10 protein-coding genes are annotated in these 16,233 nt (G+C 40.5%); 5 read left to right on the top strand and 5 right to left on the bottom strand.

The annotated features are described in order from the left end of the window. Window positions 1-31: 31 nt before the first annotated feature. Window positions 32-703: a global nitrogen regulator NtcA gene (ntcA, locus tag V7K85_RS32210; RefSeq protein ID WP_094347373.1), complete on the bottom strand. Its 672-nt coding sequence runs from the start codon at window positions 701-703 to the stop codon at window positions 32-34. 378 nt (window positions 704-1,081) lie between these two features. Between ntcA and fabI the strand changes: the two genes are divergently transcribed. From fabI to V7K85_RS32185, 5 genes are all read left to right on the top strand, one after another. Beyond that, complete coding sequence (gene fabI / locus V7K85_RS32205; protein WP_334820132.1) at window positions 1,082-1,858, top strand: enoyl-ACP reductase FabI; 777 nt, start codon at window positions 1,082-1,084, stop codon at window positions 1,856-1,858. 81 nt (window positions 1,859-1,939) lie between these two features. Continuing rightward, entirely contained in the window at window positions 1,940-2,581 is a 642-nt protein-coding gene (gene hisB, locus V7K85_RS32200) for an imidazoleglycerol-phosphate dehydratase HisB (protein ID WP_334820130.1), read from the top strand. Between the two features lie 322 nt (window positions 2,582-2,903). Then, window positions 2,904-3,887: an ABC transporter ATP-binding protein gene (locus V7K85_RS32195; RefSeq protein ID WP_334820128.1), complete on the top strand. Its 984-nt coding sequence runs from the start codon at window positions 2,904-2,906 to the stop codon at window positions 3,885-3,887. A gap of 506 nt (window positions 3,888-4,393) precedes the next feature. Continuing rightward, window positions 4,394-5,863: an SLBB domain-containing protein gene (locus tag V7K85_RS32190; protein ID WP_334820126.1), complete on the top strand. Its 1,470-nt coding sequence runs from the start codon at window positions 4,394-4,396 to the stop codon at window positions 5,861-5,863. Between the two features lie 1,334 nt (window positions 5,864-7,197). After that, a complete protein-coding gene (locus tag V7K85_RS32185) occupies window positions 7,198-8,580 on the top strand; it encodes a right-handed parallel beta-helix repeat-containing protein (RefSeq protein WP_334820124.1) in 1,383 nt (460 codons plus the stop codon). A 1,046-nt stretch (window positions 8,581-9,626) separates the two neighbouring features. On the opposite strand, the gene V7K85_RS32180 is transcribed toward V7K85_RS32185, so the two are convergent. The 4 genes from V7K85_RS32180 to V7K85_RS32165 all read right to left on the bottom strand — a co-directional run bounded on the left by V7K85_RS32180 (window position 9,627) and on the right by V7K85_RS32165 (window position 16,181). Then, complete coding sequence (locus tag V7K85_RS32180; protein WP_334820122.1) at window positions 9,627-11,855, bottom strand: GumC family protein; 2,229 nt, start codon at window positions 11,853-11,855, stop codon at window positions 9,627-9,629. Between the two features lie 213 nt (window positions 11,856-12,068). Continuing rightward, window positions 12,069-13,259, bottom strand: coding sequence for a glycosyltransferase family 4 protein (locus V7K85_RS32175; RefSeq protein WP_334820120.1), 1,191 nt, complete (start codon window positions 13,257-13,259; stop codon window positions 12,069-12,071). A 492-nt stretch (window positions 13,260-13,751) separates the two neighbouring features. Next, the gene (locus V7K85_RS32170; protein ID WP_334820118.1) at window positions 13,752-15,053 is read right to left on the bottom strand and encodes a UDP-glucose/GDP-mannose dehydrogenase family protein; all 1,302 of its coding nucleotides are present in this window, start codon (window positions 15,051-15,053) and stop codon (window positions 13,752-13,754) included. 69 nt (window positions 15,054-15,122) lie between these two features. Next, window positions 15,123-16,181, bottom strand: a complete 1,059-nt coding sequence (locus tag V7K85_RS32165; protein ID WP_334820116.1) for a glycosyltransferase family 4 protein — start codon at window positions 16,179-16,181, stop codon at window positions 15,123-15,125. Window positions 16,182-16,233: the final 52 nt, after the last annotated feature.

The raw sequence follows: 16,233 nt of genomic DNA, 5'->3' as shown, positions 1-16,233 counted from the left end.
CAGGCGCCAACTCCCCTTTCTCCAATTGTTTTTATGTGAACTGCCTACTTAAGGTAACAGGTTTATGCACAGTAATCTTCTTTTTGTGGATAGAAATCATCTTTTTTTCACGCAAATCCCCCAGTAGCCTAGTAACGGTAACACGAGTTGAACCAATTGCCTCTGCGATCGCTTGATGAGATAACTTCAAATCAATAGTGATTCCATCTGCACAAGGAACCCCAAAATCCCGACAAAGAATTAACAAAAAACTCACCAACCTAGAACCCATATCTCGGTGAGCGAGAGTTTCAATCATCATCTCCGTCTGTAAAATTCGCGAAGACAGACCTCGCAGCATTAACATTGATAATTCTGGATTTTCCTTGAGTGCTAGCTCCACCTGTTCAATTGGTGCTGACAGTAATTCCACAGGAGTAAATGCAACCGCATGGTAAAACCTATCCGACTTATTTCCTGTCAGCAATGACAATACACCAAAAACACTATTTTCCCGCAACAGTGCTACCGTTATTTCCTCTCCTGCCTCGTACACCCTGGAAAGTTTAACAGCACCTTTCAAAAGAAAATAAACTCGTTCGGCAGGATCGCCAGGAAAAAAGATCGTTTTATTGCGTTCAAACGTTTCCACAACTGGCGGAAACGCCCCGGTCGCCATCTGACGAAATACATTTGCTAGGGCTTTATCTTGTGTCACGATCATCTCCCTTCCCCTACCCAATGCCGGAAAAACAAAAACTGATTACCTAAGAATACACCCGAAAAATGAATAAAGCACCGTCAACCTTTCTGTACTTTCCTATACTCAAACTAATCGCTTCATAACTCTTTGTTTATAATGATACATAATTGTTGATCCTTTCAGCTAGTAGTTGTTGATAAGTAGTTACAATAGCTGTATAAACAAGGTTTTTTAAAGAACAAATAAAGATATCTTGAGAAAATCTTTAGGAAGAATCAAGAATTTTGTCACAGTAAACACCCTAACCAATATTCATTTTTGCAAATCCTGTGTAAAACAAAGACAAACTAGCCTCAGATTCTAGTATGCTCCTAATGATCGATTGCATTAATAATTTATATGCTGAATCTGACTGGAAAAAATGCCCTTGTTACAGGTATTGCCAATAACCGCTCGATCGCCTGGGGCATCGCCCAACAGCTGCACAAAGCCGGAGCAAACCTGGGTATTACCTACTTACCGGATGAACGCGGCAAGATGGAGAAAAAAGTTGCGGAATTGGTAGAACCTCTCAATCCCAGCTTATTTCTTCCCTGTAATGTTCAAAATGATGAACAGATTCAATCTACCTTTGAAACAATCCGCGATCAGTGGGGGAAGCTAGACATCCTCATCCATTGTCTTGCCTTTGCTAGCAAAGACGATTTGAGTGGAGATTTTAGCCAAACCTCTCGTTCTGGCTTTAACACCGCCTTAGAAATCAGTACCTACTCTCTGGTGCAGTTAAGTGGTGCAGCGAAACCTTTGATGACAGAGGGAGGTAGTATCGTCACCCTGACATATTTAGGCGGTGTCCGGGCAATCCCTAACTATAACGTTATGGGAGTTGCCAAGGCGGGGTTAGAAATTAGTGTGCGTTACTTGGCGGCTGAACTAGGTCCGCAAAATATCCGCGTGAATGCCATCTCCGCAGGCCCCATCCGCACTTTGGCATCTTCAGCGGTAGGCGGAATATTGGATATGATTCATCATGTAGAAGAACTAGCTCCCTTACGACGCACCGTTACTCAGTTAGAAGTGGGCAATGCTGCGGCTTTCTTGTGTAGTGATTTGTCCAGCGGCATTACCGGACAAATTCTGTATGTAGATGCAGGATATGAAATTATGGGAATGTGACGCGATAAAGTTATGAGTTATGAGTTATGAATTTTTAACTCCTAACTCCTCACTCTTAACTTCTAACTCTTTCCATACCCTATGCAAACAACCAATCGCCAAGTTCATTCAAACTACGACCAGTCAACTAAAACGCCTCGGATTGCCACAGTTAAACGCACCACTGGTGAAACTGATGTGCAAGTTACCATCAACCTGGATGGTAGAGGAACTTGCACAGCAGCAACTGGCATTCCGTTTTTGGATCATATGTTGCATCAAATTGCCTCCCACGGGCTGATTGATATAGATGTGCAAGCCACGGGAGACTGGGAAATTGATGACCACCACGCCAACGAAGATGTAGGCATTACCTTGGGCCAAGCTTTGAACCAAGCACTAGGCGACAGAAAAGGTATTGTCCGCTTTGGTAATTTTCTCGCACCATTGGATGAAGCCTTAGTTCAGGTAGTGCTAGACTTTTCCGGACGCCCTCACCTCAGCTACGGTTTACAAATTCCTACCCAACGGGTAGGAACCTATGACACCCAACTGGTACGGGAATTCTTTGTGGCACTCGTGAACCATAGCCAAATGACACTGCACATTCGGCAACTGGATGGCATTAATTCCCATCACATTATTGAAGCAACGTTTAAGGCATTTGCGAGGGCAACGCGGCTGGCGGTGGAAATCGACTCCCGTCGTGCTGGCGTGATTCCTAGTTCTAAGGGCGTATTGTAGGAGGCAAGCAGCAGGGGGAGCATACTTCTCTTCTTAGGCTGCGCCCTAAGCGTTCGCGTAGCGTCTCGTAGAGAAGCTATGCCGCAGGCTTTACGACTGCGCTCAGTAACCAGGGGAGCAGGGGGAGCAGGGGAAGATGAGGAAGAAAAAACTCTTAACTCCTAACTCTTAACTCCTAACTCAGTACGGGCTAAACCACAGCTATCCGCTAACAGCACTCACTCTGTTTGCGATAATTGACACACCGCGTGGTGATGGTTATTATCAGCCTATCAGGTAACTTGTAATTAATACCAAGCTGGTAAATGGTGATTTAACTGAGATGAAGTCTGTTGCAGATGACCCTAATTCTCAACTTAATACGACCGACACTCCGCCAGTAGTCCTAACTTCTGAGTTGCGAAAAGTCTATCGCACTGGTTTTTGGCTAAATCAAAAAGTCGTATCTCTCAAAAACTGTTCTTTAACAGTTTACAAAGGGGAAACCTTTGGATTGCTGGGGCCAAACGGTGCTGGTAAAACTACCCTTTTAAAATTGTTGCTGGGAATTATTCATCCTACCTCTGGACGGGGATTATTATTGGGTGAGCCACTAGGCGATCGCAGTGTTAAGCAACATATCGGCTATCTGCCGGAAAATCCCTATTTGTATGACTATCTTACTGGCTGGGAGTTTTTGCAGTTAGCGGCTGGGCTATTCCAAATTCCCAAAAGTGTACAACACCAACGCATTCCCCAACTGCTGGAATTAGTGGGTTTATCACAAGCCGATGCCCGCAAAAAGCTCTTGCGCCGCTACTCTAAAGGAATGCTACAGCGTGTTGGTATGGCACAGGCGCTAATTAACGAGCCAGAATTGGTTTTTCTAGATGAACCCATGTCTGGTCTTGATCCTGTAGGACGCTACCAAATGCGGGAAATTATTCTGGCGCTGAAAGCCGCTGGCAAGACGATTTTTTTCAACAGCCACATTCTTAGTGAAGTAGAACAGATTTGCGATCGCATTGCTATCCTCGCTCAAGGTGAATTAATTTGCTCTGGTTCCCTCAATGAACTCTTAGGCGGAAAAAACACATATCACATCAAAGGTCAAGGTGGTGACTGGGAAATTCTCAAAAAATGGATACCCACTCTCAGATTTGAGCCTGATGGTTCCTGGCAAGGTACACTACAAGATGATTACTATGATTTCTTCGCCAGTCTTCGTCTTATGGAGGGTAAAATTATTGCCATGAATTTGTCGCGTCACTCCCTAGAAGAATTTTTTATTCAACAAATCCAAATAAAAAATAACTCACTAAATTAGTCTTCTTGCTTATTGCCAAATAGGAAATTTTAGGTTATTTTGAGGAACAAAAACCCAAAATTCTGCATTTTTGAGTTTATCTTTATCAAGACAACCCACACAAAATAAAATTCCGATCTCTTTTTAAGGTTATTTGTATTTATTTAATGAACTTGTTCATAATTTTGGTAGTCATAGTAGATTTTAAATCACAGTTTAAATGTCATAAAATTGACTTCGACAAGAAAATTTTATTCTGAAGTACTTTATTGGTTAACAGACAATTTCTTGGAGAAACTACCTTTAGTTGCGTAAATTATCTATTTTTTGATAATTGCTCTATTCAAGCAGTGTTAACTTTAAATTAACTTCACTAAAAATTCAAATTCAATAAACAAATTTCCTCCGGAAAATCACACTTTTCGAGGAAAATAAGAGTGACGGGTAACTTGAATACTTAGGTATAGTCAAAATAAAAATGTTTAGACAGTACATTATTGATCGTAGTTTCAGAGTTTCAGGTAAATATGTTTAACACAAGTTTGTTTAAATTCCTAACTCAGCCAGTTATGGGTGTGGCTTTGTTAACTGCTGTCAATGCCGCTATGCCATGTATCAGTCTAGCTCAGGGACAACCATTACCACCAACTACACAATCACCAACCATACAAACACAAATAGATACTAATTATTCATTAGGAGGCGGCGATCTTATCCGTGTAAATGTATTTGAAGTACCTGAGTATACAGGTGAATACCAAGTTCCTCCAGGTGGAGCGATCAACCTACCTTTAATTGGCAGTGTATCCGTTCTCGGGCTAACAACTGAACAGGCTGCCGACGAAATTGCCAGAAGATATGCTCGCTTCCTCAAACGCCCGTTGATCTCAGTCAATTTGTTATCGCCTCGTCCTATCAATATTTTCGTTGCTGGAGAGGTGACACGTCCAGGAGCTTACACTCTGAGTTTGAGTGGAGGTGCAGGAAACAATCCAGGCGTACAATACCCGACTGTATTAACTGCATTGACAACAGCACAGGGGGTAACCTTGGCTGCGGATGTGACTCAAGTTCAATTACGGCGTAAGATAGGACGTTCTTCAGAGCAAGCCGTCAGTGTCAATTTAAAGGAACTCATTCAAACAGGCAGATTATCACAGGATATTACCTTGCGGGATGGAGACACCATATTTGTGCCAACAGCAACCAACTTCAACGTAGCAGAATCCCGCAATCTATTTGCAGCTAACTTTGCCGCCAGCCAAACCACACCCCGCACAATAACAATTATTGGTGAAGTTAACCGTCCCGGTTCGTATCTTGTCACCGCAGGTAACACAGATGCTCAGGGGAGTGCAACCACTAACAGTGGCACTGCCAATCCCGCTGGTTTACCAAATGTGACGCGGGTAATTCAACTAGCTGGGGGAATTACAGCACAGGCTGATGTTCGTAATCTCAGGCTACGCCGACCGACAAGATCCGGCTCAGAACAAGCTATAGATATTAATCTTTGGCAACTATTGCAGAGTGGTGACGCCAATCAAGACATCATCGTGCAAGACGGAGATACAATTGTTATTCCGACGGCTACTGAAATCAACCCCGCAGAAGCTACTCAATTAGCTACCACTACTCTATCTCCTACACGCATTCAAGTTGGTGTGGTAGGCGAAGTTAAAAGACCAGGGTTAACAGATGTTCAGCCGAATAGCTCTTTAAATCAAGCTATACTTGCTGCTGGCGGATTTAATGATGCCAGAGCTAGTAGTAGTGCTGTTGATTTGATTCGCCTTAACCCTAATGGTTCTGTCACTAAACGTATAGTAAAAGTGGATTTCTCTGCTGGGATTAATGAGCAAACTAATCCCATACTCCGTAATAATGATGTTGTGGTAGTCAACCGATCGGGTGCAGCTAAGACTGGCGATACCGTAAATACTATAACTGGACCTCTAGGTATTATCCTTAATCTTCTAAACATCTTCGGACTGTAGTTTAAGATATAGATGCAAATTAGGGGCGTTAGTCAACCCTCTTCGTCCCTAAAGTTGCACTATCCTTGAATTAAAGCTCAATCGTCAAGAGTTAATATAGCAATCCTAAATCATTGGTGAGAGAGATAAAAAGCTGAAAAGCTTATAAATACGTATTTTTATCTTTGTATTTTCTGACTATTTAATTTGGATTGGTATAGCACTCTTCCATCACTCTAGGCAAAGAAAAATCGAAGGCAACTTTTAAACATCAGACAGCAACTGGGTTTAGAACTTTATTTTCTAATATCATGGCTATAATCATCTTTTTTGCCTGAAAGTCTTGTGTAGCAACAATTCATGTTTTGCCTCTGGAGAGAGTGATTAAAGAGCGATCAAAAACAACTATAGACTCATAATGGGAGTATTAAATTAACTCTTGTACTGCCTTTTAAGAGCAAGAATAAATGAAGCGTTTAAATATGACGTGTAGAGCCGTACTCTTACAGAGAAGCAAGCTATGGAAAGCGTCTCTTATTCCAAAGAAAAACTTGTAACCTAGAATATACGTTCTCGTAGTCATACAGGCAAGCTAGCTACACACCGCCTGACCACAAAAGAAGACAAAAATAAGGTTAAGAACTGGTTTGCCCTTGGCGTAGGAGTACCGGCGTACCCTTCGGGACGCTTTGCGAACGGGAAGCTATGCGTAGAGGACGCACCAGAAGGTATCGCTTCCTCCAAAATTGTGTTTTCTACGCGCCATTATTTAGATAAATTTAAGTAATATTACTCATTAAGAAATGCTGTAGACTCTAAAACTTTCACTGAAAATTCTTAATCTGCATTGATAGGCTTTTGCAAACTTTGTTGTAGAGACTCGGACTGATTATGATAATGAGAATATTTTTGAAGGCAGAGGCGATAAATTTTAGTCTCTGTCTTATTTATTCTCATTCAATGATTCTTATTATCATAAGAATTATTTAAGTAAATTAACTGAATGATGACAGATATACTATCTTAACCACAGATACCACGTATACACAGTAAAATGATGTCCAATTGGAAATGACGCCATTTGTACGGTTGCTTAGTGTCCATTAAGGGGTAATTCTGCATACTGATCATTTTTCTTCAGTACTTTTACGAAATATATCCTGTTTTTTATAACACAAGCTAAAAATGCATTTAAGCCATATATACGCGAAAATGCCCAGGTTGAAACCTCATAAGCCGTGTATAACTTTACATATGGTCGTAATCCGACCCTATCCAATACTGAGTTACTGACTAAGGCTAGAGCTACTGACCGTTGACAATTCAGTTTTTGCAACATACCCTATTTTTTCCCTATGATGATTCATGGTTTCGGTTTTCTCAGTTTGAGCGGATCTCTTGTACTTCCCTGGGCATTAACAGGTTTAGTTCAAGGAGAGAGAATAACAGAGTCTTTAGTTAAAGATGTTCCTCAGTCATCCACAGTTCAGGAAATGTCACTACCTAGCCGCAAGCTGATCAGTGCTATTCCAACTGCGACAAGATACTATGTTAGTGGTACCGGAAACGATAGAAATAGCGGACTTACTACCTCATCCGCCTTTAGGACAATTCAAAGGGCAGCAGACCTGACTAACCCTGGCGACACGGTACTTATTATGAACGGGATATACAGTAATGCAAACGCAAGTGGATCGGTAGTAGATATTAAACGCTCTGGAAGGGCAAATGCATGGATTACGTATAAAGCATATCCTGGAGATCGGCCGAAACTTAAACACAATGGATGGCATGGAATTCAGATTTACAAAAGAGCGTCATATATTGAGGTAAACGGGCTAGAGGTTGAAGGGAACAATCGCAACATGACCCGTGATAGGGCGCTGCGTCAGAAGTATAACCAATCCAACCCGCTGACGAATGGAAACTGCATCACCATAGATGGACGAAATGGTCACACTCACCATATACGTATTCTCAACAATAAGGTACATGATTGTGGAGGCGCAGGCATTTCAGCTATACAATCGGACTATGTGACAGTGGATAATAACGAGGTGTTCAATAATGCCTGGTACTCAGTCTTCGGCGCTAGTGGTATTTCGCTGCTCAGCACTTGGAATTATGACAATAGCCAGAACTACAAGATGTTTATAACCGCAAACAAGGTCTACAACAATCAAATGTTAGTTCCCTGGATTGAAAACGGAAAGTACCAAGACGGCAATGGCATTATTGTTGATCGTTCCAGAAATAATGGGTATCGAGGACGTACTTTGATTGCCAACAATATCTCATATAAAAATGGTGGTTCGGGCATTCATACCTATGAAAGTGACCATGTCGATATTGTCAACAACACAGTTTATCTGAATAACCAGACTGCCGGAATTGATTACGGGCAAATCATGAGTAATCATTCAGGTGATATCAAAGTTTTCAATAACATCCTTTATTCTGCGCCTAACAGACCAATAAGCGTGAATAATAAAAGTAGCAACGTTACTTTTGACTACAACCTCTACAACAACAATGGTTCTGATGTAAATGCTGTCGGACCTAACGATATTATGGCAAATCCACTATTTATTGATGCCTCGAGTGGTGACTTTAGACTGAATCGGAAGAGTCGAGCAATCAATAATGGTTTTAGGTGGAAGAGTTTGACAACTGATGTTCTAGGCAACCCTCGTATGTCTGGTTCAGCATGCGATATGGGGGCATACGAAATGCGGTAGTAGTTAACAATAACCTTCGCCAATTTCTGAAGATTGACATAAAACAAAACTACATGATGCGTGCCTATTTTTCCCATCAGGTAAAAACTCAGTCAATAAAACCCTGTATGGTTTTTGTAGAAGGAATTTTTACTGTCCTATCTGTATGCACTGCTGTTTTCCGTTTTGCTTAACAGTCAAGCACACGCTTGTCTTAGGTTGTTTCGGTAAAAGTTAGACCTACCTTTCTTTTTGGCGAAGGTATTGAGTTAATAGTATGGCATCGTGTTGTATGAAAAATCCTGATTTATATAGAGTTTTTGTCTACAACCCGTTCTTGTAACCCACATTTTGAACCTGATATAAAACCTTGATTTTAATGCTGTAGCATAAATAATCGGGCGTTAAAACCAAAATCATACTTGATATAGTATATTACTAATCGAGTTGAATATCTCAGCATTTCTTCTATTTTAGAGCATTTTTAACCGATTAAGACAAAATTTATTTTGTCAATAGTAGTTACGCTGCAAATTATCTCAGTCCTTGGGTATAAAATTTAATTTTATACAGAGTTTTAAAGACAAAAATGAGTGATGCTTTTTCAGATGAGGCGTAGGCATAGCCACCCGTAGGCATCGCTAGCGCAAAAATTGTGTTTTTTACCCTCATTCTCGGCAAGTTTTTAAGCACTATTATTTATTCACAAATTGTTTACGGCCTTAACCTGTCAAGAATGGTTTTAGAGTAGCAGAAAGTTTGACGATGTAGACAAGCGACCACACTGAGAAAAGATGTAATGCAAGTCTACTTCCTTTTTTGCTATTCTTGCGACCAATATGAGTTGATCCACACTTTGGACATTGGATAGCGATGTCTCCGACGGGCTACGGCTATGCTCGAGTTCATACTTAAATTATGCAATGCTAGAATTTTTGCCAAATAACAAGGCGACGTTATTTGATTTGGATAAAGTCGAGATCAACAATTTGGGGTCAGAGGAACTAGGAAATTCTAGTCAATGGTTTATTGATATCTCTTTTAGTAGCCCCTCAACTTTGGAGATTTTATTTTTTTGCAAGTCCCTTAAGTTCTTTTGTCAACTCCCTTGGTTTAAAATATTCGTGATCATGATATAAATAACTGCTAGATTCATTTTTATCAATGATTCCATTCACGACTAAACCTAAGACATTGTAATTGGATCTCTCTAACATCTCTTGAGCAGCGTTAGCACTGTTAGAATCAATTACCCCAGGTCGAGCTACTAACAAAATCCCATCAGTCATTTGGCTTAAAGTCAAAGCATCGGCTGCCAAAAGGAGGGGAGGAGCATCAATAATTACAAAATCATAGTTATGTTGAGATGAGAAATTTTCAATTAATGATGCCATCCGTTTTGAATCAAGCAAAGCAAGTGGGTTGGGAGGTCTAACTCCAGCAGTTAAGACATCAAGATTATCCATTACCTTAGATACAGCAACGTCAAATTCAGCCTGACCTACAAGAACCTCACTCAAACCAACTTCATTAGTTAGTTGCCAGAGATGATGCTGAGAAGGAACTCGCATATCTGCATCAATTAGTAAAACTTGACGTCCTAGTTGAGCGATCGCTGCTGCCAAATTAGCTGAAACTGTAGACTTGCCTTCTTTAGGAACTGCGCTAGTTATCACGATAGTTTTGAGCACTTTATCTGAACTCAAGAATTTCAGATTGGCTTGAATCATTCGGTACATTTCGCTAGTTAAAGAGTAAGGCGTATCTCTGACAGCAATGTTTTGAGTTATTGATTCTACACCTGAATAACCAGAGCGAACCTTTTTAACAGACAAGGGAACAATTCCCAGCAACGTATATCTAAATACATCTCTGACTTCCTTAAGTGTTTTCAGAGACCGATCTCTCATACCTAGAAACAGAACAGTTGTAGTGGCCAAAAATAAACCGAACATCACTCCTAGCGCCACAACTATAATTTTTTTGATTAATACTGGCTTATCTGGCACTAAAGCCGGAGCAATAATCCGCGAACTGGCTGTATTTGTATTCTCAACTAACTGTAATTCTTGAACCTTTTTCAATAGAGTTTGATAGGTCGAATCTGCAACTTCAACTTTCCGTTCTAACTCCCGCTGATTTTGTTCCAACTGGGGTATGATTTTCATCCGCTGTTCGTAGATAGAACGGGAATTATCTAGAGATGAAAGTCTTTTAATTAAGCCATAGCGCTGTATTTCTGACTGCAGAAAATTTTGTATCAGGCCTTGTCTGAGTTCTCCAATCTGCAATTGGCTCTGGGGAATTTGCGTTTGATTACCAACAGTCTGACCAATTTGCTGTTGCAGGAGAGATTTTAAGCTAGCTCTCTTTGCTTCTAGGTTAATAACTACGGGGTTATCATCTAGGAAACGGCTGCGCTCAATCGCTAACTGCCGCTCGGTATCTTGAAGTTGTGTAAGAACTCCCTGTACTGCAGGTGACTGACTGAGGGCACTCACAGCGAGCGCTTGCTGAGAATTTAGCTCTACTTTCTGGCGCAGTTCATTGGCTTGCGCGTTTACCTCATCCAGTTGAGCCTTAACAGTATTCATCTCATTGTCTAGATTTCCAATAGTCGTAACGGCTGACTTTGTCTCCTCTGATAGATCTGCAATCTGATTCTTTTGTTTAAATATACGTAGTGCTACTTCTGCATTATTAACAGTCTCTTGAGTTTTCGGAAGCTGCTTGGCCATAAATTGACGAGTTGCTCCTGCCTCAGAGCGATTTGTCAAAATATCATTTTCTAAATAAAAACTCATAATTGTATTGACCACTGCTGCTGATTGTTCAGGGTCAATGCTGGTATAGCTAATTCGCAATACATCTGTCCCACTAACAACTTTTATTGTCAAAGATTTTTGGAACTTTTCTAATTCTAGAGGTTTACCTTCATCGTCTTTCAGTCGTAGTTTGTCTATTGTTCGCTGCAATAAAGTAGGGGAAGAAATAACTTCTACCTGAGTGTTTATAGGATTTTGAGTTGCTAGCAGCGATTTTAAATCTCCTGCATCTCCTCCTTCAGTGGTACTAGGCACCAGATCAGGTCCTACGACTTTAAAAGAAGGAATTCTAAATAATAGTTTTCCTTCGGCTTCATAGGATGGCTTCATAAATTGTGTAGCTATAGCACTGAGCATAACTGTACCTGCAAATATTGCAGTAGCAGGTAACCACCATCGTTTCAATATAACTAAGTAACGACTAAGATCTAAATCAATAGATTCTCTAGATTCCATAGATTTTTCTGACATAAATCTTCAAAAGTACAGGTTTTAAGCGATAAACTCAATATTGATCTACTTACAGTAGGTACAAAGCGTAGCTATTTATAAGACTAGTACTATTTTACAATGTAACTTCAGGATCGGGTTTAATCCCGAATGCCCTTGTGGCATCTCCAACATGGCAATGGCTAGTGAGACGGGAAGCCCCCACTGTTTGCTTTGCAAACAGTAGTGGGTACTTTACTTGCGTTCCCAAGCTTTCTCATAAGCCTTTAACAGTTTAGATACTTGATGTCGCCACTCTAGTTTCTCCTCCATTCGTTGTCTACCTAGCTCTCCCATTTGCTGTCGCCGCTTACTATCCTCTAGAAGTTCAAGAATGTTCTCGGCAAAATCTACGACATCATTGCCCTTGGCATAAACAGATGCTCCTTCTGCCGATCGCCTTCCTTCCAAAAGGTCAAACTGAACAATCGGTTTTCCCATTGCCATGTACTCCATGATCTTGTTCATCGTTGAACGGTCATTGTAGGGCATTTTTTTATCGGGATTAGCACATACATCACAGCTAGAAAGCCGTTCTAAGAGTTCATTATCAGGAATACGTCCGGTAAATTCTACAAATTCATTAACTTCTAACTCTTCAGATAGTGCCTGAAGCTTCTCAAACATCGGTCCACTACCAATGAGCATAAAGTGAATATCCTGGCGTTTTTTTTCATAGACAATGTAGCGCACCGATTGGAGCAGGTAATCGATTCCTTCTGGTTCTCCCATGACGCCAACATACCCCACCAAATACTTTCGACCTTTACGGTAGACTGGGTTGGGCGGTACGGGTTGAAAACGGGAAAGGTCAGGTCCGCTGCGAACAACGAAGACATCCTCTGGACTCTTGCCTCCACGGGTAAGTGCTACTGACAGATAAGATTCATTAGTTGAGATAACTACGTCTGCTGTCGCAAAGGTCAATCGCTCAACCAACGAGAGTCCATAATAGAATATGTCTCGTCGTCCATACTTAGCTTCATACATCTCTAGATTGATATCATGGTGGTCAAATATGACTCTTATACCCTTGAGCAACTTGAACCATCCTGCCACTAAAAACATTAAATCTGGAGGATTACAAATGTGGACGATATCAAACCCTCGCTCTCGCCACACCCGATGGGCAAGGCGAAACTCCCAAAAAAGGGCAGTACCATACTCCCGTAGATAACCTGAGACCGAACTAATATCAGGTGGCATTGGGTGGCGATAAATGTGAACCTGATCGATTACCTCGTATTCTTGTTCAAACCCTTTACCTTTGGGACAAATCACCGAAACTTCATATCCAGCTTTTGTCAGGGTGGTGGCTTCCATCCATACGCGCCGATCAAACGGAACGGGCAGGTTTTCTACAATTATTAATACTTTATTAGACATATCTCATTTGGCTTTTCATTTTCTAGTTAAATTTGCTAGGTTTAAAAATAAAATTATGAACTTTTACTCTATTCTTATGACTAAATATTGCTTTAGTATCATCTCCCAAAAATAGATATTGAGATTTTTCAGATGAAAATTGAGAGCAATTAAAAAATTTAGCTTGATTCAAAAACCAACTTTTATCAGTAATTTTCTTGAGTGTACTACTCTAAGCTGCTTGAGATAAAAGAGAATTGAAATACTAAAATGTACAGGGCAGAGACTTATTAGATAATTTTTAAAAATCATAATTGATTCCTAAAAACAGTTAAACTATTTATTCATAAACGCAAAATTAGGAAAGGTTGTCTGTTTATCTAAAGTTAGCAATTGAATGCGCCATATATCAACTTATAGTGATCATTTTCTGGATGTACTACTACTTGAACAAAGCAAAAGGTAAGTACATATCCAGAAAATGCTTAAGTTATTTCATCATCAATCCTTTGCTTACCAAGCAATACCACAATAATTTAACTCCTTAATCGGTTCAGTAAACACACTTGCCAGATCCAAAATTTGTATTTCTTTGAGCGCTTCCCGTAATATCTGGCGAAACTCTGGACTAGCATGGGTAACTATTACTAATTCTGCGTTCTCCAGAGCTTGTTGGGGTTCTGCGACTAGCAGATCCTCAAAATGAGGGAGGTTATTTTGAATATAGGTCAGATTGGTTCCCATTAACCGAGCTTCATAGACGGCTTGGTCATAAATTTTTATTTGGCAGCCTTCCCCAATCAATCGCTTAACTAGCAGCACTGCTGGACTTTCTCTCAAGTCATCTGTACCTGGTTTGAATGCCAATCCTAAAATAGCAATTTTCCTTGCCCCAAGGCGTAATACATGCTGGGCGGCCAAATCAATTTGGAGACTGTTAGTAGTCGGAAGGGCGTTTAGTAGGGGGACTGATACATCCATGTTCCGTGCGTAGTAAAGCAAAGCACTCAAATCCTTGGGCAGACAGGAACCACCATAGGCAAATCCAGGACGCATGTAAACAGGAGAAATATTTAATTTCGTGTCTTGTACAATGATGTTCATTACTTCTCGTCCATCTACGCCAAAGGCTTTGGCGATCCGTCCGATTTCATTAGCAAAGCCCACCTTGGTAGCGTGCCAGCAATTGGCGACATATTTAACCATTTCTGCTACAGATGGTTTGACTACAGTGAACGGTGCATCTACTGTGGCATACATCTGCCGTACTGCTGCTTCTGCCACAGGAGATTCAGTACCGATAATGGTGTAAGGTGGTTGATCGTAATCTTTGATCGCCGAACCTTCGCGTAAAAACTCTGGGTTAAATGCTAGATGAATAGAATTATCACCTATGAGACTATCTAGCAGATTTTGACACTTTTCTAATGTTCCTGGAGGGACAGTGCTACGCAAAATAACCACATGGCCTTCAGTCTTATGGATGGCGGCTTTTCCAATCTGCTTGCACACATTCCAAACGTAGGTAAGATCCGGTTCTCCCCTCTCTATTGGAGGTGTGCCAACGCTAATCAGGGAAACATCTGATGCTAGCACCGCTGCTTCAGCATCTGTAGTAGCTTTGATTAAGTGAGCTGCCACTCCGTCAACCAACAATTGACTTAGCCCTGGCTCTACAATAGGCGACTCTCCTTTGCCGATCAAATCCACTTTTTCAGGATTTACATCTACCCCAATCACTTCGTGTCCATCTCGTGCCAAGCAAGCTGCTGTTACAACACCGACATATCCCAAACCAAAAATGCTAATTTTCATAACTACCAGTTGTTATTTTTTCATAAAGTACAAAAAAATTCAGCCCTGAGAGCGCTCTTCCATAGCATCTCAATTTAATACTGAGTGATATAAATCTATGAAATCAGCCCAATGCTTTTTGATGTCTAGAGGAAAAACACTTGTTCTCGCCTTTGCTCCTAGAGAAAGCCTCAAAGCCTGATTTTCAATCAAAGACTTAATAGCATCTGATAACTGCTCAACATTTCCTGGATTAACGATTAATCCATTTTCAGATTGAGTAACTATCTCAGGTATGCCTCCTACTGGTGTAACTATCACTGGTAACTCCCAAGCCATTGCTTCCAGCATTGCTAATGGAAGACCTTCGTTGTAAGAGGGCAACAAAAAAACATCTGCTTTAGTTAAAAGAATATCACGTTCATCTGACCCTATCCAACCAGGCAATTGTATATAATTTTCTAGATTTAAACTCGTAACTAAATTGCGTGCTTGTTCTATGTCACCATCTCCTGCCATAATCATACTTGATCTGGTTTGATATTCAGTAGGCAAAAAAGAAAAAGCTTTGATCAAATCAAATGCTCCTTTCCGTTGACCAATTCGTCCTAAGAAAAGTAAGTTTACTTTACTAGAAACTGAACGGTGTGGAACTTCAGCAGGGACTTTTACTGGATTGTAAAAAACTACAACTTGTTCTGGTTTCAGACCAAGGTTTTCTATGTAGAAGCTTTGCCAACTTTCGGATAATACAATTAAACGTTGACACTTGCAAAATACCCAACTTAGTAATTTCTGTATCCATTTTGCAAGTTCAGCGTAGAAAATATGAAATTGACTACCATGAGCATGTAAAATTATCGGCTTGTGAAATATCCAAGCTAAAAGCGTCATAATTGCTTGTCGGAAAACACTGCCACGTTGTGAAACTTCAATTTGAACAATATCAACTTCTTCCCTTATTAACATCCACAGAAATTTCCATATAGCTTTCAAAAATACCATGATTTTGAATGCTATAGCTCCTTCATCGTGAGTAATAATATGAGATATTTGGACTTCAGAAGGAGCATACTCCAAGAAAAGTTTCTCGTAACCAGAAATACCACCCTGCTGGAGTAAGCTAGGACCTAGCATGATAATCTTCAAAGTATTGGTTCCACACATAAGCTGTAATTTTTCAATAATTGGTCTATCTTTG

The organism is Nostoc sp., assembly GCF_036917615.1.
GTDB lineage: Bacteria > Cyanobacteriota > Cyanobacteriia > Cyanobacteriales > Nostocaceae > Nostoc.
The sequence above is the reverse complement of the archived record's forward strand: the minus strand, read 5'-3'. Positions and strand labels throughout refer to the sequence as shown.

What these genes read in the sequence shown, in the direction of transcription:
- ntcA (WP_094347373.1), bottom strand. Translation starts at nt 703, where the DNA reads ATGATCGTGACACAAGATAAAGCCCTAGCAAATGTATTTCGTCAGATG.
- fabI (WP_334820132.1), top strand. Translation starts at nt 1,082, where the DNA reads ATGCTGAATCTGACTGGAAAAAATGCCCTTGTTACAGGTATTGCCAAT.
- hisB (WP_334820130.1), top strand. Translation starts at nt 1,940, where the DNA reads ATGCAAACAACCAATCGCCAAGTTCATTCAAACTACGACCAGTCAACT.
- V7K85_RS32195 (WP_334820128.1), top strand. Translation starts at nt 2,904, where the DNA reads ATGAAGTCTGTTGCAGATGACCCTAATTCTCAACTTAATACGACCGAC.
- V7K85_RS32190 (WP_334820126.1), top strand. Translation starts at nt 4,394, where the DNA reads ATGTTTAACACAAGTTTGTTTAAATTCCTAACTCAGCCAGTTATGGGT.
- V7K85_RS32185 (WP_334820124.1), top strand. Translation starts at nt 7,198, where the DNA reads ATGATGATTCATGGTTTCGGTTTTCTCAGTTTGAGCGGATCTCTTGTA.
- V7K85_RS32180 (WP_334820122.1), bottom strand. Translation starts at nt 11,855, where the DNA reads ATGTCAGAAAAATCTATGGAATCTAGAGAATCTATTGATTTAGATCTT.
- V7K85_RS32175 (WP_334820120.1), bottom strand. Translation starts at nt 13,259, where the DNA reads ATGTCTAATAAAGTATTAATAATTGTAGAAAACCTGCCCGTTCCGTTT.
- V7K85_RS32170 (WP_334820118.1), bottom strand. Translation starts at nt 15,053, where the DNA reads ATGAAAATTAGCATTTTTGGTTTGGGATATGTCGGTGTTGTAACAGCA.